16 protein-coding genes and 1 pseudogene are annotated in these 18,733 nt (G+C 68.6%); 13 read left to right on the top strand and 4 right to left on the bottom strand.

Translation table 11 applies throughout. The features are described from left to right. Window positions 1-392: 392 nt before the first annotated feature. Complete coding sequence (locus ABSF49_RS11915; RefSeq protein ID WP_424112869.1) at window positions 393-1,466, bottom strand: IS110 family RNA-guided transposase; 1,074 nt, start codon at window positions 1,464-1,466, stop codon at window positions 393-395. 310 nt (window positions 1,467-1,776) lie between these two features. On the opposite strand from ABSF49_RS11915, the gene ABSF49_RS11910 reads away from it, so the two are divergent. Together ABSF49_RS11910 and ABSF49_RS11905 are read left to right on the top strand one after the other, a co-directional pair. Then, window positions 1,777-2,034, top strand: coding sequence for a type II toxin-antitoxin system ParD family antitoxin (locus ABSF49_RS11910; RefSeq protein ID WP_424112868.1), 258 nt, complete (start codon window positions 1,777-1,779; stop codon window positions 2,032-2,034). Between the two features lie 857 nt (window positions 2,035-2,891). Beyond that, on the top strand, window positions 2,892-4,520 hold the full coding sequence (locus tag ABSF49_RS11905) for an alpha-D-glucose phosphate-specific phosphoglucomutase (protein ID WP_424112867.1): 1,629 nt from the start codon (window positions 2,892-2,894) through the stop codon (window positions 4,518-4,520). A 49-nt stretch (window positions 4,521-4,569) separates the two neighbouring features. Here the strand turns inward: ABSF49_RS11905 and ABSF49_RS11900 are convergent, their stop codons facing one another. After that, window positions 4,570-5,496, bottom strand: a complete 927-nt coding sequence (locus tag ABSF49_RS11900; RefSeq protein ID WP_424112866.1) for a LysR family transcriptional regulator — start codon at window positions 5,494-5,496, stop codon at window positions 4,570-4,572. A 179-nt stretch (window positions 5,497-5,675) separates the two neighbouring features. On the opposite strand from ABSF49_RS11900, the gene ABSF49_RS11895 reads away from it, so the two are divergent. Further along, window positions 5,676-6,368: an SDR family NAD(P)-dependent oxidoreductase gene (locus ABSF49_RS11895; RefSeq protein WP_424112865.1), complete on the top strand. Its 693-nt coding sequence runs from the start codon at window positions 5,676-5,678 to the stop codon at window positions 6,366-6,368. 41 nt (window positions 6,369-6,409) lie between these two features. Further along, window positions 6,410-6,856, top strand: a complete 447-nt coding sequence (locus ABSF49_RS11890; protein WP_424112864.1) for an amidohydrolase family protein — start codon at window positions 6,410-6,412, stop codon at window positions 6,854-6,856. A gap of 58 nt (window positions 6,857-6,914) precedes the next feature. Here ABSF49_RS11890 and ABSF49_RS11885 read toward each other — a convergent pair. Then, window positions 6,915-7,821, bottom strand: a pseudogene (locus tag ABSF49_RS11885) (LysR family transcriptional regulator). A gap of 121 nt (window positions 7,822-7,942) precedes the next feature. Here ABSF49_RS11885 and ABSF49_RS11880 point away from each other — a divergent pair. From ABSF49_RS11880 to murB, 5 genes are all read left to right on the top strand, one after another. Then, window positions 7,943-8,926, top strand: coding sequence for an aldo/keto reductase (locus ABSF49_RS11880; RefSeq protein ID WP_424112863.1), 984 nt, complete (start codon window positions 7,943-7,945; stop codon window positions 8,924-8,926). A gap of 101 nt (window positions 8,927-9,027) precedes the next feature. After that, window positions 9,028-9,453, top strand: coding sequence for a hypothetical protein (locus ABSF49_RS11875; RefSeq protein WP_424112862.1), 426 nt, complete (start codon window positions 9,028-9,030; stop codon window positions 9,451-9,453). Between the two features lie 95 nt (window positions 9,454-9,548). Beyond that, a complete protein-coding gene (locus tag ABSF49_RS11870) occupies window positions 9,549-11,030 on the top strand; it encodes a hypothetical protein (RefSeq protein ID WP_424112861.1) in 1,482 nt (493 codons plus the stop codon). A gap of 92 nt (window positions 11,031-11,122) precedes the next feature. After that, a complete protein-coding gene (gene murC, locus ABSF49_RS11865) occupies window positions 11,123-12,538 on the top strand; it encodes a UDP-N-acetylmuramate--L-alanine ligase (RefSeq protein WP_424112860.1) in 1,416 nt (471 codons plus the stop codon). Then, window positions 12,535-13,458 (top strand): UDP-N-acetylmuramate dehydrogenase, encoded by a 924-nt coding sequence (murB, locus tag ABSF49_RS11860; RefSeq protein WP_424112859.1) that lies wholly within the window; start codon window positions 12,535-12,537, stop codon window positions 13,456-13,458. The genes murC and murB overlap by 4 nt, the downstream gene beginning before the upstream one ends. 15 nt (window positions 13,459-13,473) lie before the next feature. Here the strand turns inward: murB and ABSF49_RS11855 are convergent, their stop codons facing one another. Beyond that, window positions 13,474-14,529: a fatty acid desaturase gene (locus tag ABSF49_RS11855; RefSeq protein WP_424112858.1), complete on the bottom strand. Its 1,056-nt coding sequence runs from the start codon at window positions 14,527-14,529 to the stop codon at window positions 13,474-13,476. 312 nt (window positions 14,530-14,841) lie between these two features. Between ABSF49_RS11855 and ABSF49_RS11850 the strand changes: the two genes are divergently transcribed. From ABSF49_RS11850 to ABSF49_RS11835, 4 genes are all read left to right on the top strand, one after another. Continuing rightward, the gene (locus tag ABSF49_RS11850; protein WP_424112857.1) at window positions 14,842-15,762 is read left to right on the top strand and encodes a D-alanine--D-alanine ligase; all 921 of its coding nucleotides are present in this window, start codon (window positions 14,842-14,844) and stop codon (window positions 15,760-15,762) included. After that, window positions 15,750-16,691 (top strand): cell division protein FtsQ/DivIB, encoded by a 942-nt coding sequence (locus tag ABSF49_RS11845; protein WP_424112856.1) that lies wholly within the window; start codon window positions 15,750-15,752, stop codon window positions 16,689-16,691. Before ABSF49_RS11850 ends, ABSF49_RS11845 begins: the two co-directional genes overlap by 13 nt. Then, window positions 16,688-18,001: a cell division protein FtsA gene (ftsA, locus tag ABSF49_RS11840; RefSeq protein ID WP_424112855.1), complete on the top strand. Its 1,314-nt coding sequence runs from the start codon at window positions 16,688-16,690 to the stop codon at window positions 17,999-18,001. Before ABSF49_RS11845 ends, ftsA begins: the two co-directional genes overlap by 4 nt. Window positions 18,002-18,092: 91 nt before the next feature. After that, a partial coding sequence (locus ABSF49_RS11835; RefSeq protein ID WP_424112854.1) for a cell division protein FtsZ occupies window positions 18,093-18,733 on the top strand: 641 nt, incomplete at its 3' end.

The following is an 18,733-nucleotide window of genomic DNA, read 5'->3' as shown; positions in this document are numbered from 1 at the left end:
AGGCGCTGCGCTTGATGGAGAAGGAATTACGGAATTACGAATTACGGAATTACGGTGACGCCTGCATAAATGCCCAATTCGCTGCCGCCCGGCTCTTCCTTTCACGACCCACCGCGCCGTCGACCTCATGTCTGGACGGCGCCCCTTGGTCAAGGATGCTTTTGAGGCTTGCGAACGTCTCGGGCGCGGTCATGTCTTCGGCCTGTTGAGGCGGGGCGAGCCCCGCCGGCCCTGATGTTGCGTCCGCTACGGTCCCTTGCCCCATCATGGAAGCGCGCTGTTTCCGCGCTGAGGTCGACTCGGGCTTCCGGACCTGGCCGTTGGTTCGCATCACCTCATTGGCGCCCTCGATTTCGTCGTGTTCTGCCGAGGCCGATCGCTTCGTCGGGGCCTCAGGCCGCCACCGGCCGGCCGTCGTATTCGCCGCCTCTGGTCATCAGGACATAGACGACGCGCGCGAGCTTGTTGGCGAGCGCCACGGCGGTCAGCTTGAACTTGTATTTGACCGTCTTGCGGTCGAGCAGCGCGCTTGCCCACAGGCGCAGGGCGTCTTTGTGGCCCTTGCGGCGGCCGAGGACCGCGCAGGCCCCCACGACGAGGAGCTTTCTTAAATAGCGGTCGCCCATCTTGGTGATGCGGCCGAGCCGCGGCTTGCCGCCGGTCGAGCTCTGGCGCGGCGTCAGGCCGAGGAAGGCGGCGAAGTCGCGCCCCGACGCGAAGGCGCTCATGTCCTGGATCGTGGCGACGATCGCCGAGGCGGTGACCGGGCCGACGCCGGGAATGGTCGTCAAACGCCTGGCCGTCGCGTCGGCCTTGACCGAAGCCGCAAGCTCCTTGTCGATCGCCAAGATCGCCTCGTCGAGCGCGTCGATGTGATCGACGAGCCGGCTCAGCGCTCCGCGCACGCAGTCGGGGACCACGATCTCGCCGTTCTCGTCGAAGCCGTCGGCGGCCAGGCGCTTCAGCTCATAGGCGTGCTGCGCCCCCTGCGGCGCGACCAGGCCGATTTCGGCCATGTGTCCGCGCAAGGCGTTGAGGAGCGCCGTGCGTTGGCCCGCCAGCAGTTCGCGCGCGCGGTGGCGCATCAGCGCCGCTTGGTTGTCGATCGAGCGCAACGGGACGAACCGTTGCCCCGGCCGCCCCGCCGCCTCGCAGATCGCCGCCGCATCGGCCGCGTCGCTCTTATTCCGCCGCACATAGGGCTTCACATGCGCCGGCGGGATCAGCCTCACCTCGTGGCCGAGCGCGGCGAGCTGGCGACCCCAATGGTGCGCCGAGCCGCACGCCTCCATCGCCACCAAGCATGGCGGCAACTGAGCGAAGAAGGCGACGAGCCGACCTCGCGCCAGCTTGCGCGCAATCACGATCTCGCCCTTCCCGCCGACGGCGTGCACCTGAAAAGCGTTCTTCCCCAAATCGAGCCCGACCCGCGTGACAACGCCAGAATTCCCGATAAACTTGTCCATGGACGGCTTCCCTTCAGATGGGGTTTCGACAACGACCATCTTGGCACGCTGATGCCGTTCGGGGCGCCGTCCACCCCATCATGGATGCGAAAGCGTCCGAAACGGCGAGACGGTCAAGGGCGCGCTTTTAGCGCGCCGCCGCAGGCGGGCTTCGCCCCTTGACCGTCTCGCCGCTTCGGAAACAAGACGCTTCCATGAGGTCGACGGCGCTCCCCGCCGAACTTGGCGCACCTCTTCCCCTTCGCTCGCACACTAGCAAATATTGCTATTTTTAGCCATCTCCGGCATCCTCTCGCCAGAGAGGCCCAACATGAACATGAACATTTCGCTCACCGAGGAACTGGCGAATTTCGTCAAGGCCAAGGTGTCCGGTGGTCGCTATGCGTCGTCGAGCGAAGTCGTGCGCGAGGCGTTGCGCCTGATGGAGAAGGTCGAGCGGCAGGAGGCCGAAAAGCTCGGCTTGCTTCGGCAGGCTTGGCGTGAGGGCGTCGATAGCGGCGAAGCGGGCGCCTTGGACTTCGCCGCCTTGAAACAGGAAGCCCGCGCGCGTCTCGCCGCCAAGCCGTGAGCGGGAATTACGGTGACGCGTGCATAAATTTCCAATTCGCCGCCTCCCGGCTTTCCGTCTCACGGCTCTCCGTCTCACGGCTTTCCGACTCCCCCGCGCCGTCGGCCTCATGGATGCGAAACCTTGCGAAACGGCGAGACGGTCAAGGGCGCGCTCATAGGCGTCGAAAGACGGGCGTCTCTCGACGCCCTGTGCGCGCGCCGCCGCAGGCGGACTTCGCCCCTTGACCGTCTCGCCGCTTCGGAAACAACAGGCCTCCATGAGGTCGGCGGCGCTCCCTGCCGAACTTGGCGGCGTGTTTTCGCCACGCATGCTTTGACGCGGGATAAGTCATCTCGCGCTGGCGTCCGCCGCTTCTCGAATCAAGCGCTGGAACTTAAAATCGCTTTGCGCTTGGCTCTTAGCGTGGTGACGGCGCCAAACTCGGCCATGACCTCCCACATGAGCCCGCGCCGTCACCATTTGTTTTCGCGGCGGCTCAGGACGAGGGGCGGCGGCGAGCAATTTCAAACGAACGCTGCGCGCACTCGCAACCGACACACTCGCAACCGACTCTTTCCGAAATTCAGAATTTCTGCTATTCTACCGATAATCCGTCGCACAGGCGTCGCCTGGGTCGCGGAGGCTGCGGGAAGTTGACGGATGGGCGTCGGCGCCTTGACGCCTGACTAAGCGGCTGGAATCGCAGAGATTGAGCCTTGACATGTCAACCCGCCGCTTGACGAAACTTGACAAAACTTGACGCGGCTTGACGAAACGCGACGCGGCGCTTGACGCGCGCCGCTCCCTCCGCCCCCCGATTGCCGCCGCCGTCGCCTCCCCGCTACAGTCCCGCCCGACAAAGAAGGCCCCGCCCGATGATCCAAACCGTCGCCACCACGCCCTATGCCGACCAGAAGCCCGGCACCTCGGGCCTGCGCAAGAAGACGACGGTCTTTCAGCAGCCGAACTACGTCGAGAACTACGTCCAGTCGATCTTCGATTCGCTCGACGGCTTTTCCGGCAAGACGCTGGTGATCGGCGGCGACGGCCGCTACTTCAATCGCGAGGCGATCCAGAAGGCGATCCGCATCGCGCTGGCCAACGGCTTCGGCCGCATCGTCGTCGGCCGCGGCGGCCTGCTGTCGACGCCGGCCGCCTCGGCGCTGATCCGCAGCCTCAAGGCGTACGGCGGCATCATCCTTTCCGCCTCCCACAATCCCGGCGGGCCGGACGGCGATTTCGGGATCAAATACAACGCCGAGAACGGCGGCCCGGCGCCGGAGAAGCTGACCGACCGGATCTTCGCTGGCGCCCAGACGATCGCCGTCATCAAGACGCTCGATACGCCCGACGTCGACATCGACGCGCTCGGGACGACGAAGCTCGACGGCGGGACGGTCGAGATCGTCGATCCGGTGACGAACTATGCGGCGCTGATGCGGACGCTGTTCGACTTCGACGCCATCCGCGCCTTGTTCGCCTCCGGCTTCCGCATGCGCTTCGACGCGATGCACGCGATCACCGGCCCTTACGCCCACGCGATCCTCGAGGGCGAGCTCGGCGCGCCGGCGGGCACGGTGGTCAACGGCACGCCGCTGCCCGATTTCGGCGGCCATCACCCCGACCCCAACCTCACTTACGCCAAGGCGCTCTACGACGAGATGATGTCGAAGGACGCGCCCGACTTCGGCGCCGCCTCCGACGGCGACGGCGACCGCAACCTGATCATCGGCCGCGGCCAGTTCGTCACCCCTTCCGATTCGCTCGCCATGCTCGCCGCCGATGCGCGGCTCGCGCCGGGCTACGCCAAGGGGCTCAAGGGAATCGCCCGGTCGATGCCGACCAGCGCCGCCGCCGACCGCGTCGCCGCCAAGCTCGGCGTCGCCTGCTACGAGACGCCGACCGGGTGGAAATTCTTCGGCAACCTGCTCGACGCCGGCAAGGCGACGATCTGCGGCGAGGAGAGCGCCGGCACCGGCTCCGACCACGTGCGCGAAAAAGACGGGTTATGGGCGGTGCTGCTGTGGCTCAACATCCTCGCCAAGCGCCGCATTTCGGTGGCCGAGCTCGCGCGCCAGCATTGGGCGACCTACGGCCGCAACTACTACACCCGCCATGATTTCGAGGAGGTCGACCTCGCCGCCGCCAACGCGCTGATGGACGCGCTGCGCGCGCAGTTCGCCAGTCTGCCGGGCCAGCGCTTCGGCGCGCTGACGGTCGAGGCGGCCGACGATTTCGAATATCACGATCCGGTCGACGGCTCCGACACCAAGGGCCAGGGCGTGCGGGTGATGTTCGCAGGCGGCTCGCGCATCGTCTATCGCCTGTCGGGCACCGGCACGGTCGGCGCGACGTTGCGCGTCTACATCGAGCGCTACGAGCCGCCGGGCGAGAACCTCGCCCTCGACGCGCAGGCGGCGCTCGCCGACCTGATCGGCCTGTCGCGCTCGCTCGCCGAGATCGAGCAGCGCACCGGGCGCAAAGCGCCGAGCGTCGTCACCTAGCGGATGAGATCCGGCGCTTGCTCGAACGACGTCGTCGTTTCAGCAAGAATCAGCCGCCCTTGCCTCGGCAGACCGCTTGCACCAAGCCGCGAAGCCAACGTTGCGCCGGGTCGGCGTCGACGCGCGGGTGCCACAGCTGCGACACCGTTATCGACTCGGTGCTCACCGGCAATGGGAAGCTCTGCATGGCCGCGCGGGCCGTTTCGGCCTGGCGGCCGTTCGCGACGGTTAGAAACGAGTTCGTCACCAGCGCCACCAAGTCGGACGCGCACGCGACCGCCAAAGCCGCCGAAAAGCTCGGCACGATCGCGACGATTCGACGTGTGAGCCCGAGCGCGTTCAGCGCCTCGTCCACGGGGCCGTTCGAGCGCCCGCGGCGCGATGCGACCACGTGACCAAAGGCGGCGTAGCGCTCCGGCGTGATCTCGCCCGCGGCGAGAAGCGGGTGCCCTTTGCGAACCACGCCGACGAAATGGTCGCGGAATAGCGCCTGCACGCGCAACTCCGGCCCCGTCTCGCCGAGGACGCCAATCTCGAGGTCGACCGTCCCCTCTCTTAGCGGCTGCACGTTCTTGTCGGGTTTGGGCGCGAAGCGCAGACGCACGCCGGGCGCGGCGGCCGTCGCCGCCGCGACGATTCGGCCGGCGAAAACCTCGACGAAGCCCTCGTTGGCGCGAATGGTGAACGCCCGCTTCAAAGCGGATATGTCCAGTTCCGCGCCGCCGGGCTGCAGCAAGGCCCGAGCCTCCTGCGCCAAGTCGCGGGCGCGCTCGCGCAGCTCGGCGGCGCGAGGCGTCGGAACCAAGCCGCGGCCGGCGCGCACCAGCAGCGCGTCGCCGGTTGCGGCGCGCAGGCGAGCAAGCGTGCGGCTCATCGCCGACGCGCTCAGGCCAAGCCGTCGCGCCGCCCCCGCCACGCTGCCATCGGCGAGCAGCGCATCGAGCGCAATCAACAGATTCAGGTCGACCTCGGGCATTTGCCGGCAAAGGTATCATAGGATGCACGGCGCGTCGGAACGCATGGCGTTCGGCGCAGCCATACAATGCATCCGTCGCGTCTTCCGCCGCATCGCGGCGATGCTATTTCCTCTGCATCGGCCAAGGCGACGCTCGCCGAGGCCGACGACCCGAAGCATTTATGAATGGAAGCTCCCCGATGCCCGACCTGAACAAAAACCTGCTCCTGATTGGAGCGTCCCGCGGCCTTGGCCTCGCGCTGGCGGCGGAATACTTGAAACGCGGCTGGCGCATTGTCGCCACCGTTCGCGGCGCCGCCAAGACCGCGCTGCACGAACTTGCGGCGACGTCGGGCGGACGGCTCGAAGTCGAGATCGTCGACATCAATCATCCCGATCAGGTCGCCGCGCTGCGCGCTCGGCTGGAATCGCGACGTTTCGACATGCTGTTCGTCAACGCGGGGGTGGGGATTCGGGAGACGATCGCCGACGTGTCGACCGACGAGTTTGTTCGCGTGATGGTGACCAACGCGCTGAGCCCGATGCGTATTGTCGAGGCGCTCCAAGATGTGGCGCTTCCCACGGGCGCGATCGCCGTCATGTCCTCCGGACAGGGGAGCGTCGCCAACAATCTGAACGGGAATTACGAGGTGTACCGAGGCAGCAAGGCGGCGCTGAACATGTTCATGCGCAGCTACGCCGCTCGCCACAAAGACGATCCGCGAACCTTGCTGCTGCTGGCGCCGGGCTGGGTCAGGACGGACTTGGGCGGCCCGCAAGCGCGTCTGAGCGTCGAGGAAAGCATTCCCAACCTCGCCGACGCCATCGCGGCGCAAGAGGGGAAGGCAGGCCTGCAGTACCTCGATTATCTCGGTCGGACGGTTCCGTGGTGAGCACCGCCTATTACGACGGTCTGCCGGGGGAGGCCTCGTTCATGCTGTCGATCGCCGGGTGGGGCTGGCATGCCGAAACGGCGGTCCATATCCTGCGCCTGGCGCTGTCTGGCGCATTGGATCGCCACCCTCGATTGAAACTCCTGATCGGCCATATGGGCGAAGGATTGCCGGCGATGATGGAGCGGGTGGAGCGCGTCTTCTCCCGATACAGCGGCGCGCATCTCGACCGCAGCGCCGCATGCGCCATCCTCGATCAGGTTTGGGTCTCGACCAGCGGCTTCGCCAGCGCGCCGGCGTTCCTGGCGACCCTTATGACCTTCGGCGCGGATCGCATCCTGTTTTCGGTCGACTATCCCTTTGGCGACAGCAAGGCGGCTGTCGACTTCCTGATGGCCTTTCCGCTCTCCCCGGTCGACCGCGAGAAAATCGCGCATGCGAATGCGGATGCGCTGCTGGGGCTCGCGCCGGGGGTCGCCGTGAAATGAGGCGTCCCGAAAAATGGAGGCGAAGCGAGCGATTGCGTCAAGCCGGGTCGCGCGCGGCTTACCCCAACCTTCCGCCGCGATAGCGCAGCGCCTCGACCACGACGGCGAAGGCGGCCGAGTGCTGGCGCCGACTGGGGTAATAGAGATGGTAGCCGGGAAACGGCGCGCACCAGTCCTCCAGCACGCTGACGAGGCGGCCGTCGGCGATATAGGGCGCGACGAGATCGGCCTGGCAATAGCCGAGGCCGAGTCCGTCGAGCGTCGCCCTCAGGCCCATCGCCATGACGTTGAAGGTGAGCTGTCCCTCGACCTGGACATTGACCGCGCGGCCGTTCTTCTCGAACTCCCACGGCAGCAGGCCGCCCAAGGTCGGCAGGCGCATGGCGATGCAGCGATGGCGGGTGAGGTCGCGCGGCGTGTCCGGCCGAGGGAAGCGTTCGAAATAAGCGGGCGCGCCGACGATCGCCATGCGCATGTCGGGGCCGATGCGGACGGCGACCATGTCTTTCTCGACCTGCTCGCCGATCCGCACCCCGGCGTCGAAGCGCGCGGCGACGATATCGACGAAGGCGTTGTCGACGCAGATCTCGATCGCGATTTCCGCATAGTCGCGCGCCAACCGAGCGACGGCGGGGTAGAGCACGCTGTTGGCGGCGTGCTCGGTGGCGCTGATGCGGAACCGCGCCGGCCGGCGTCTCGCGCAAGCGGCTGATCGCCGCCAGCGCGTCGGCGACGCTTTCGAGATGCGGGCCGATCGCGCGCATCAAGCGTTCGCCCGCCTCGGTCGGCGCGACGCTGCGGGTCGTTCGCGCCAAGAGCCGCACGCCGAGCCGCTCCTCCAGGCCGCGCAGGGTCTGGCTCAGCGCCGATTGCGATACGCCGAGCTGCGCCGCGGCGCGGGTGAAGTTCTTCTCGCGCGCGATGGCGAGAAAGGCGTCGAGGTCGTTGAGGTCGATGCGCGACATTGATTAGACGGGCTTATAGCCCATTTCGACATTAAGCGTCTAATCGAAACGCCCGGCGCCGGCTACATCAGGAGCCGAAGACGCGCCGTCGTCCCCCCCCGCCGCGCCAAAGGAGAAATCGATGCAAAAGCGCGTTCTCGGCAAAAACGGCCTCGAAGTCTCGGCGATCGGCCTCGGCTGCATGGGCCTGAGTTTCGCCTACGGCCCGGCGATGGACCGCGGCGAGGCGATCAAGCTCGTCCGCGCCGCCTACGAGCGCGGCGTCACCTTCTTCGACACCGCCGAATGCTACGGGCCGTTCGTCAACGAAGAGCTGGTCGGCGAAGCGCTGGCGCCGGTGCGCGATCAGGTCGTGATCGCGACCAAATTCGGCTTCCGCAACGGCGACGTCCGGCTTGGGCCCGACAGCCGTCCGGAGAACATTCGCGCCGTCGCCGACGCCTCGCTCAAGCGGCTTCGCACCGACCGGATCGATCTTTTCTACCAGCACCGGGTCGATAGGAACGTCCCGATCGAGGACGTCGCCGGGACGGTGAAAGAGCTGATCGCGCAGGGCAAGGTGAAGCATTTCGGCATGTCGGAGGCGGGCGCGCGGACGATCCGCCGCGCCCACGCGGTGCAGCCGGTGACGGCGGTGCAGAGCGAATATTCACTGTTCTGGCGCGAACCGGAGGCGAAGATCTTTCCGACGCTCGAGGAACTCGGCATCGGCTTCGTGCCGTTCAGCCCGCTCGGTCGCGGCTTCCTCACCGGCGCGATCGACGAGAAGACCCAGTTCGCCGCCGGCGACGCCCGCAACGCTTACCCGCGGTTCACGCCGGAGGCGCGCAAGGCCAATCTGGCGCTGGTCGACCGGCTCGGCGCGATCGCGGCGAAGAAGGGCGCGACCAAGGCCCAACTCGCGCTCGCCTGGCTCATCGCCCAGAAACCATGGATCGCGCCGATCCCCGGCACGACCAAGCTCCATCGACTGGAGGAAAACCTCGGCGGCGCGGAGGTCGCATTGACCGCCGTCGACCTCAGCCAGATCGAGGCTGCGCTGGCGCGAATCAAGGTCGAGGGCGACCGCTATCCCGAGAGCGCGCAGGCGATGGTCGATCGCTGACGGGTCGATCCGGCGGGCGGCCCGTAAGACGAGAGGCCGCCCGATTCGCGCCCGCTCGGGCGGCCCGGCCGAAGTTTTCGGGGCGCCGAGCGAGGCGAAGAATGGGGCCGGGCGCATTTGCCGACGCCATCGACGGGCTGCTCGACGACAACGCGCGCTTGGTCGCAGTCGCCGCGGCGCTGCTCGGCGCGCATCTCGTCATCGGCGTCATGGGCCTGACGCAGCGGCGGGTCCCACGGCTGATGATCGGGCTCAACCTCGCCGTCGCCGCAACGATCCTGCTCTACAAGGCGTCGCAGTATTCGGCGTATCCGGCGCTGATCGAAGAGGTGCGCGACGACTTGGCGACCAACACCGACGTCAGGCTGGTCGCTTTCGAAGCGGTCGTCGCTCTCGTCGCCGGCCTCGCTCTCGCCGGCCGGCGCGTCGCCGCTTGGCTGTCGGCGGCGGCGTTTCTCGTCCATGCGCTCGCCGCCGCGGCGCTCATCGTCTTCGTCCTGACCTTCCGCCTCGACCGCCTGATCTGATCGACGCGCGTCCGAGCGGCGAGCCGGCAAAACTTTGTTCATCGGCGGCGGGCAAGCTCCGGCGGCGTTTCGAATCCGCAAGCGAAGGACGCCCCATGACCGCCGAGGCGGGCCGACCCCAAGCGCCAAGCGCCGCCGCGGCCGCGCCGACGCGGCTCGGCCTCGTCTATTTTGCGCTGGTCGCCGCGACGCTCGCGCCGCTGGCGATCTGGCCGATCCCGCCGAGCTTCGACCTCGTCAACCACTGGGCGCGGCTGACGCTTTACCACATGGCGCCCGGCGATCCGCTCGCCGCGCTCTACCAGGTTCGGCTGACGCCGATCCCCGACCTCGCCGTCGACCTCGCCGGCTTTGCTCTGTCGCCGCTTGTCACGCCCTACGGCGTGATCGCGCTCGCCTGGGGCGCGGCGATCGCCCTGCCCGCCTGGGGCGCGTGGCGGATCGGCAAGGCGGTGCATGGCGCGCCGCAGCCCGCCGTGCTGCTCGCGCCGGCGCTCGCCTACAACCTTGTTGTCACGCTCGGGCTGCTCAATTTCGCCATCGGCATGGGCCTGGCGCTGATCGCCTTCGCCGCCTGGCTGACGATCGACCGGCGTCGGCTGCCGCTGCGCATCGCGCTGTTCAACCTTGTCTCGGCGGTCCTGTTCTTCTGCCACCTCGCCGCCTTCGCCGCCTTCGGACTGCTCGTCGCCGTCTACGAGTCGCCGCGGCGCGCCGGCGAATCGCCTCGCGATTGGGCGATGCGCGCGCTCTCGACGGTCTGCTGCCTGCTGGCGGGCTTCGCGCTGTGGGCCTTCGCGCCGCCGATCGATTCGCGCCTCTCGGGACCCGGCTCGAAGCTCGCCGCGCTCGCCGCGCCGATGTACGACTGGACCGCCGCGGCGGGCGTGCTCGGGACGCTCACGCTCATCGTCGTCGTCGCCGGCGGAATCCTGACCCGGCGCGTCGCCTTTGCGCCGACGATGCGATTGCAGCTCGTCGGCGTCGCGGCGGTCGTCGCCCTCGCGCCCTCGGCGCATGGCGCGGCCGATTTCATCGACGCGCGCCTGGCGGTTCTGCTCGCCTATCTCGCGCTCGCTTCTTTGCAGGGGCCGCGCGAAGCCGCCGCGAAGCGCTGGACGATTGCGCTCGCCGTCGCCCTGGTCGCGACGCGGGTCGGCATGGCGGCGCCGCACTGGGTCGCGTACGACGGCTGGGCGACGGAATTCCGCGAGGCGATCCGCGCCGTGCCGCCGGGCGCGCGCGTGCTCGCCGTCGCGCCGCCGGCGGGGCGCTGTCCCGCGCTCGACGACGCCGACTTCTACCGCGGACTGATCAACTTCGTCGTCATCGACCGCCGCGCGCTGGCGAGCACGCTGTTCACCGGACGCGGCATGCAGCCGGTCGCCGCCCGCGATCCGCGCCTCGACGCGACGCCGTGGACCCCGCCCCATCCCGCTTGGCTCGCCAGTCACGACTGGCGCGGCCTTTACGACACGCTGATCGCCCTGCACGTCGATTGCGACTGGCGGCCGGACGAGGCGGGCCTCGCGCAGATCGCCGAAACGCCGCAAGCGACGATCTACCGCCTGCGCTGAGGCCCGATTTGGCCGGAAAGGCGATTCGGATTATGTCGGGGCGATTTCGCAACCGCCCCGGCGATGGCCGGCGGCGCGAGGAGTGAGGCCTGATGAGACTGCCGCGCGAACTTGGCCCCATCCATTTCGTCGGCATCGGCGGCATCGGCATGTCGGGCATCGCCGAGGTGCTGATCAACCTCGGCTATTGCGTGCAGGGCTCGGACGCGAGCGACAACGCCAACGTCAAGCGGCTGCGCGAGCGCGGCGCCTCGGTGTTCGTCGGCCACGCCGCCGCCCATCTCGGCGAGGCGGCGGTGGTGGTCGTCTCGACCGCGATCAAGCGCGACAATCCCGAGCTGACGGCGGCGCGGGCGCGGCGCATTCCGGTGGTGCGGCGCGCCGAAATGCTTGCCGAGTTGATGCGGCTCAAGCAATGCGTCGCCATCGCCGGCACCCACGGCAAGACGACGACGACGTCGCTGGTGGCGACGCTGCTCGACGCCGGCGGCTTCGACCCGACCGTGATCAACGGCGGCATCATCAACGCCTATGGCGCCAATGCGAAATTGGGCGGCGGCGATTGGATGGTGGTCGAGGCCGACGAGAGCGACGGCACCTTCCTCAAACTGCCCGCCGACGTCGCCATCGTCACCAACATCGACCCCGAGCACCTCGACCATTTCAAGACCTTCGAGGCGATCAAGGAGGCGTTCCTCGCCTTCGTCGAGAACCTGCCATTCTATGGCTTCGCCGTCATGTGCCTCGACCATCCGACCGTGCAGGAGATGGTCGGCCGGATCGAGGACCGGCGCGTGATCACCTACGGCGAGAATCCGCAGGCCGACGCGCGCCTGCTCGACGTCGATCTCGCCGGCGGCCTGACCAAGTTCAGCGTGCTGATTCGCGACCGCAAGAACGGCGAGGCGACCTTCATCGACGACCTCGCCCTGCCGATGCCGGGCCGCCACAACGCGCTCAACGCGACCGCGGCGATCGCCGTCGCCCACGAGCTCAAAGTGCCGCCGGCGACGATCCGCAAGGCGATCGCCGGCTTCGGCGGGGTCAAGCGCCGCTTCACCCGCACCGGCGAGTGGAAGGGCGTGACGATCTTCGACGATTACGGCCACCATCCGGTCGAGATCGCCGCCGTGCTGCGCGCCGCGCGCGACGCCGCCGGCGGCAAGGTGATCGCGGTCGTCCAGCCCCATCGCTACACGCGGCTGCAGTCGCTGTTCGAATCCTTCGCCGGCTGCTTCAACGACGCCGACGCGGTCATCGTCGCCGACGTCTATCCGGCCGGCGAAACGCCGATCGCCGGCGTCGACAAGCAGGCGCTCGCCGCCGCGATCAACGCCCATGGCCACCGCCACGCCGTCGTGCTGCCTTCGCCCGACAAGCTCGCCGGCATCGTGCGCAAGCTCGCCCAGCCGGGCGACTATGTCGTCTGCCTCGGCGCCGGCAGCGTCACCCAATGGGCCTATTCGCTGCCCGCCGAACTCGCCGCGCTCGACGGCGTCGCCGCGTGAGCGGGACGGAACGGGCCGCTGAGATCGCGCGGCGGACGCCCGAGTTGCGCGGGCGTCTGACCGCCGACGCGCCGCTCGCTCCCTACACCTGGTTCCGAGTCGGCGGCCCGGCCGAGGTTCTTTTTTCCCCGGCCGACGAGGACGATCTCGCCTATTTCCTGGCGAACCTGCCGCGCACGATTCCGGTCACGGTCATCGGCCTGGGGTCCAATCTCATCATCCGCGACGGCGGCATTCGCGGCGTGGTGATTCGCCTGGGCGGCAAGACGTTCGGGACGATCGAAACGACGCCCGATCGCCGTGTGATCGCCGGCGCGGCGACGCTCGACGCGCAGATCGCGCGCGTCGCGGCGGAAGCCGGAATCGACGGACTCGCCTTCCTGCGCGGCGTGCCGGGTTCGCTCGGTGGCGCGCTACGGATGAACGCCGGCGCGCACGGCGGCGAGACCCGCGAAGTCTTCGTCGAGGCGCGTGGGATCGATCGCGCCGGCGCGAGGCGCGTCTTCGGCCCGGCGGAGATGGGTTTTTCCTATCGCCACAGCCAAGCGCCCGACGACGTGATCTTCACCCGCGCCGTGTTGCAGGGACGCAAGGGCGATCCGCAGGCGATCAAGGCCGAGATGGAGCGCATCACCGCCGCGCGCGAAGCCTCCCAGCCGATTCGCGACAAGACCGGCGGCTCGACGTTCAAGAACCCGCCCGGCTGCAAGGCCTGGCGACTGATCGACGCCGCCGGCTGCCGCGGCCTCACCGTCGGCGACGCGCAGGTTTCGACGCTGCACTGCAACTTCCTTATCAACCGCGGCGGAGCGACCGCCGCCGATATCGAGGCGCTCGGCGAAGAAGTGCGCCGGCGCGTCAAGGCGGCGAGCGGGATCGAACTGGAGTGGGAGATCAAGCGGGTGGGGGAGGCGGGGTAGGCGCGTCCTCGCCGCTCAGGCCCGCTTGCCGGCCTCCCGCAGCTTCCTGCGCAAGGCGCCGAAGGAAATCAGCCGCTGCGCGTCTTCGTCCCACAGCGTGTAGTTCACGCAGCGCAGGCTTTGCCACAGCGTCACGCGGCTGATTGTGCCGAGTTCCGGATAGTCGCGCAGCACTTCGCGCAAGCGGTAGAAGGGAATGCGGCTGGAGAGGTGATGGACGTGGTGCACGCCGATATTGGCGCTGAACCAGCGCAGCACCATCGGCAGGTCGTAATACGAGGAGCCGTGCAGCGCCGCCTCGGGCAGGCTCCACTGCGCCTCGTGCGCCCAGCGCGTGTTCTCGAACTGATGCTGGACGTAGAACAGCCAGACGCCGATCGTCGCGGCGAGCACGAAGATCGGCCCGTGGATCAACAGGAACGGCGCCGGGCCGATCAACCACATCAGCACAGCGACGACGACCGCGGCCCCGAGGTTGGTCGACATCGTCGACAGCCAAGGCTTCCAGCCCTCGCCCATGAGGCCGAGTGGCGCGCGATGCTGCAACAAGAAAAGATAGGTCGGCCCGAGGCCGAACATCACGATCGGATGGCGATAGAGGCGGTAGCGGAGCCGCTTGCGCCAATCGAGCGCCAGATATTCTCCGACCGTCAGCGTCACGATGTCGCCCAGGCCGCGACGGTCGAGATTGCCGGCGGTGGCGTGATGGGTGGCGTGCGTGCGCTTCCAATAATCATAGGGCGTCAAGGTGACGACGCCGCACACGCGCCCGACCCAGTCGTTGATCGCGCGGTGACGAAAAAAGGCGCCGTGACCGCAATCGTGCTGGATGAGGAACAGCCGCACCAGAAATCCAGCCGCGGGCAAAGCCAGCGCGAGGGTCAGCCAGTAGCTGACATGCATCAGCGCCCACATACCCGCCCACAGCGCGACGAGGGGCGCGAGGGTGACGGCGATTTCGGTCAGGCTCCACGCGAGTTTGGGATCGCGATAGCGGGCGAGCACGCCAGGAAGCCGTTGCGTCTCCGGCAGGGCGGGCGGGGGAGGCGTCGGCAGGGCGCTGTCGGTCATCGGATTCCGCATCTGCTCCCAACATAGCGGCATTTCGGTGGCGAGCCGAGCCGTCGGGGGCCGATTTCCGCGAGGCCTGGCGGGCGGGGCTGCCGGCGGCCAAAATCGCCAGGCGTCGGATAAGGCGCCGCGCGGCAGGCCGAGGTCGCCCGAGGGGTCGCGTTCGAGGCCGAGAGCAAACGCCTCGCCCCGTCCCGATCCGCCGCCGCGGACGGCGTCGCAAGCTTCGCGCAGGCCGCGCGGGTTAACGCCCCCTTAACGGGACCGCATTAATCCTGCCTTAACCGGCGCGCGACCGGCCTCGGAGGGGCGATGAAGCACGTAGCGGTGTTGATGGGCGGCTGGTCGGCCGAGCGTCCCGTTTCGCTCAATTCCGGCCGCGGCTGCGCCGACGCCCTGGAGACGCGCGGCTATCGCGTCAGCCGGATCGACGTCGACCGCGACATCGCCTCCATTCTCGCCCGCCTCAAGCCCGACGTCGCCTTCAACGCCTTGCACGGCCGCGGCGGCGAAGACGGCGCGATCCAGGGCCTGCTCGAAATCCTGCGCATTCCCTACACCCATTCCGGCGTGCTCGCCTCGGCGCTGGCGGTGCAGAAGGATCTCGCCAAGCTCGTCCTCCAGGCCGCCGGCGTGCCGGTCGCGCCCGGTCGGGTCGTCGACCGCCACGAGGCGGCGCTCCGCCATGCGATGGAGCCGCCCTACGTGCTCAAGCCGATCGACGAGGGCTCGTCGTTGGGGGTGGTGATCGTCAAGGAGGGCCGCGCCCACCCGCCCCAGGAGGTCGGCCGCGCCGACTGGCCCTATGGCGACCGGCTGCTCGCCGAACATTTCGTCGACGGCAAAGAACTGACTTGCGCCGTCATGGGCGACCGGGTGTTCGACATCGTCGAGATCCAGCCGGTGTCCGAAGCTTTCTACGGTTACGACGCGAAGTACGCGAAAGGCGGGTCCGTCCACGTCCTTCCGGCGAAAATTAAACCGAAAATTTACCATGAAGTCCAAGAGTTGACCCTCAGGGCGCATCGCGCGCTCGGCTGCCGTGGCGTCAGCCGAGCCGACTTTCGCTTGGATGAATCGAAGGGGGAGTCCGGCGAGCTGGTGTGCCTCGAGGTCAACACACAGCCGGGGATGACCGAAACGTCGCTGGTGCCGGACATGGCGGCCTACGCCGGCCTGTCGTTCGGCGAGTTGGTGGAATGGATGGTGGAGGACGCTTCGTGCAATCGCTGAGCGGCACGTACGGCCTGCGGCTGACGGCGCAGCCGGCGCTGGCGCTCGCCCCGGCCGCCGCCGCGCCCGCTCGCGTCCTGCTGCGCGGCGAGCGCACCGGCCGCGGCGCGGCGCGTTGGACGTTGCATTTCTCCAAGCCGGCGCCGCGCGGCGTCGGCCTCCTCCTCGTCATGGCGCTGCTCGGCGGCGCGGCAATCGTCGGCGCCGAGCGCGGCGGCGAATACGAGGCGTTCGCCGCGCGCGAAGGCGGCGTCGGCGACTATGTCGCGCGCGCGCTCGGCTTCGGCGTCGCCGCCGTCACCATTTCCGGCCAGTCGCAGATCGGCGAGCGCGAGATCCTGTCGCTTGCCGGCCTCAGCGCCAAATCGTCGCTGCCGTTCTTCGACGCGGTCCAGGCGCGCAAGACTCTCGAGGCGCTGCCGCTGATCAAGCAGGCGAGCGTGCGCAAGCTCTATCCCGACCGCGTCGTCATCGACATCGTCGAACGCGCGCCCGCCGCGCTGTGGCAGAAGGACGGCGAGCTCAGCGCCATCGCCGCCGACGGAACGGTGATCGACAAGGCCGACGACGGCCGCTACGCGGCGCTGCCGTTCGTGGTCGGCGAAGGGGCCAACGCGCGCGTCGGCGAGTTCGCCGCGCTGCTCGACGCCTCGGCCGAGCTCAGGCCGAAGATCGTCGCCGGCATATTGGTCGGCGACCGGCGCTGGAGCCTCAAGATGCGCTCGGGCGTCGAGGTCAAGCTGCCGGAGGACGATCCCCAGGCGGCGATGGCGACGCTGCTGACGCTGCAGCGCCAGTCGCGCATTCTCGACCGCGACATTCTCTCCGTCGATCTGCGCGTGCCGGGCAAGGTCTTCGCCCGCCTGTCCGAAGAGGCGGCCGCCGCGCGCGCAGCGGCGGCGAAGCCGAAGAAGGCGGGGTCGCCATGACGTTCCGACCCCTCACCCCCCGCATGCGGCAATTGCCGCCGAAGAAATCGGCCGTCCTGTCGGTGCTCGACGTCGGCGCGTCGAAGGTTGTCAGCCTGATCGCGCGGCTGACGCCGACGTCGCCGTCCGAGGCGCTGCCCGACCGCACCCACCGCTGTCGGGTGCTGGGCATCGGCCACCAGCGCTCGCGCGGGGTCAAGGCCGGCGCGATCGTCGATCTCGACGCGGCGGAGAGTGCGATCCGCCTGGCGATCGACGCCGCCGAGCGGATGTCGGGGGTCGAGGTCGACAGCGTCGTCGTCAACATGTCCGGCGGCCGGCTGTCGTCGCAACTGTTCGACGCCAAAATCGCGCTGCGCGGCAAGGCGGTCGGCCGGAGCGAGATCCATCGCGTGCTCGAGGCCGCCTCGGCGGCGGGCTCCTACGCCGGCCGCGCGGTGCTGCACGCGGCGCCGACCGGCTTCTGGCTCGACGGCGCCGCCGGCGTCAGAGACCCCAACGGCATGATCGGCGACGAGCTTGGCGCGGAAATGCACGTCGCCACCTGCGACGCCGCCGCGGCCCGCAACCTGATGCTGGCGATCGAACGCTGCCACCTCAGCGTCGCGGCGATGGTCGCGACGCCCTACGCCGCCGGCCTGTCGACCCTGGTCGACGACGAGGTCGAGATGGGCGCGGCGCTGGTCGATTTCGGCGCCGGCACGACGTCGATCGGCGTGTTCGCCGGCGGGCGCATCGTCCACGTCGACGCGATTGCGGTCGGCGGCGCGCACGTGACGATGGACGTCGCACGCGGCCTGTCCGTCAGTCTCGCCGACGCCGAACGGCTCAAGACCCTCTACGGCGCCTGCATCGCCTCGCCCTCGGACGAGCGCGATTCGATCGCGGTCCAGCGCGTCGGCGACGACATGGACCATTCCTCCCACGTGCCCAAGTCGGAGCTGGTGCGCATCATCCGCCCGCGGGTCGAAGAGATCCTCGAGATGACCCGCGATCGGCTGAAGGCGGCCGGCCACGGCATCCACGCCGGGCGGCGGCTGGTGCTGACCGGCGGCGGCTGCCAATTGACCGGCCTGCCCGAGCTCGCGCGCGCGATCGTTTCGCCGCAAGCGCGCATCGGCCGGCCGCTCGGCGTCGAGGGTCTGCCGGAATCGGCCAAGAGCCCCGCTTTCGCGGCGGCGGTCGGGCTGATGATCTATCCGCAAGTGGCGGGAATCGAACATTTCGAGCCGCGCCGCGGCGATCGCGCGTCGAGCGGTGACGATGGTTACGTTTCGCGGGTCGGGCGGTGGTTGAAAGAGAGTTTTTGAGGCGCGAGCTCCGCAGTCCGCGGCGCAGCGCGAGTTGGGAATCCATGCGTTCAAACCGGCGCCAGCGGGCGTCCAAGAGATGAGGCCAGCTATGTCGATCAATCTGAAGGCGCCCGAGCTGCGGGAGCTCAAGCCGCGCATCATCGTCTGCGGCGTCGGCGGCGCCGGCGGCAACGCGGTCAACAACATGATCGTGTCGGGATTGTCGGGCGTCGACTTCGTCGTCGCCAACACCGACGCGCAAGCGCTGGCCTCCTCGCGCGCCGATCGCGTCATCCAGATGGGCCTGCAGGTGACGGAAGGGCTCGGCGCCGGCTCGAAGCCGGAAGTCGGCCGCGCCGCCGCCGAAGAGGCGATGGAGGAAATCCGCGATCACCTCTCCGGCGCGCATATGGCCTTCGTCACCGCCGGCATGGGCGGCGGCACCGGCACCGGCGCCGCGCCGGTCGTCGCTCGCGTCGCGCGCGAGCTCGGCATCCTCACCGTCGGCGTCGTCACCAAGCCGTTCCACTTCGAGGGCATGCGGCGCATGCGTCTGGCCGACGGCGGCATCGCCGAGCTGCAGAAGTGCGTCGACACGCTGATCGTCATTCCCAACCAGAACCTGTTCCGCGTCGCCAACGAGAAGACGACCTTCGCCGACGCCTTCGCCATGGCCGATCAGGTGCTCTATTCGGGCGTCGCCTGCATCACCGACCTGATGGTCAAGGAAGGCCTGATCAATCTCGACTT

It is taken from the genome of Roseiarcus sp. (assembly GCF_049514155.1).
Classification (GTDB): Bacteria; Pseudomonadota; Alphaproteobacteria; order Rhizobiales; family Beijerinckiaceae; genus Roseiarcus.
Note: the sequence above shows the minus strand (reverse complement) of the source record. Positions and strands in the feature narration are given on the sequence as shown.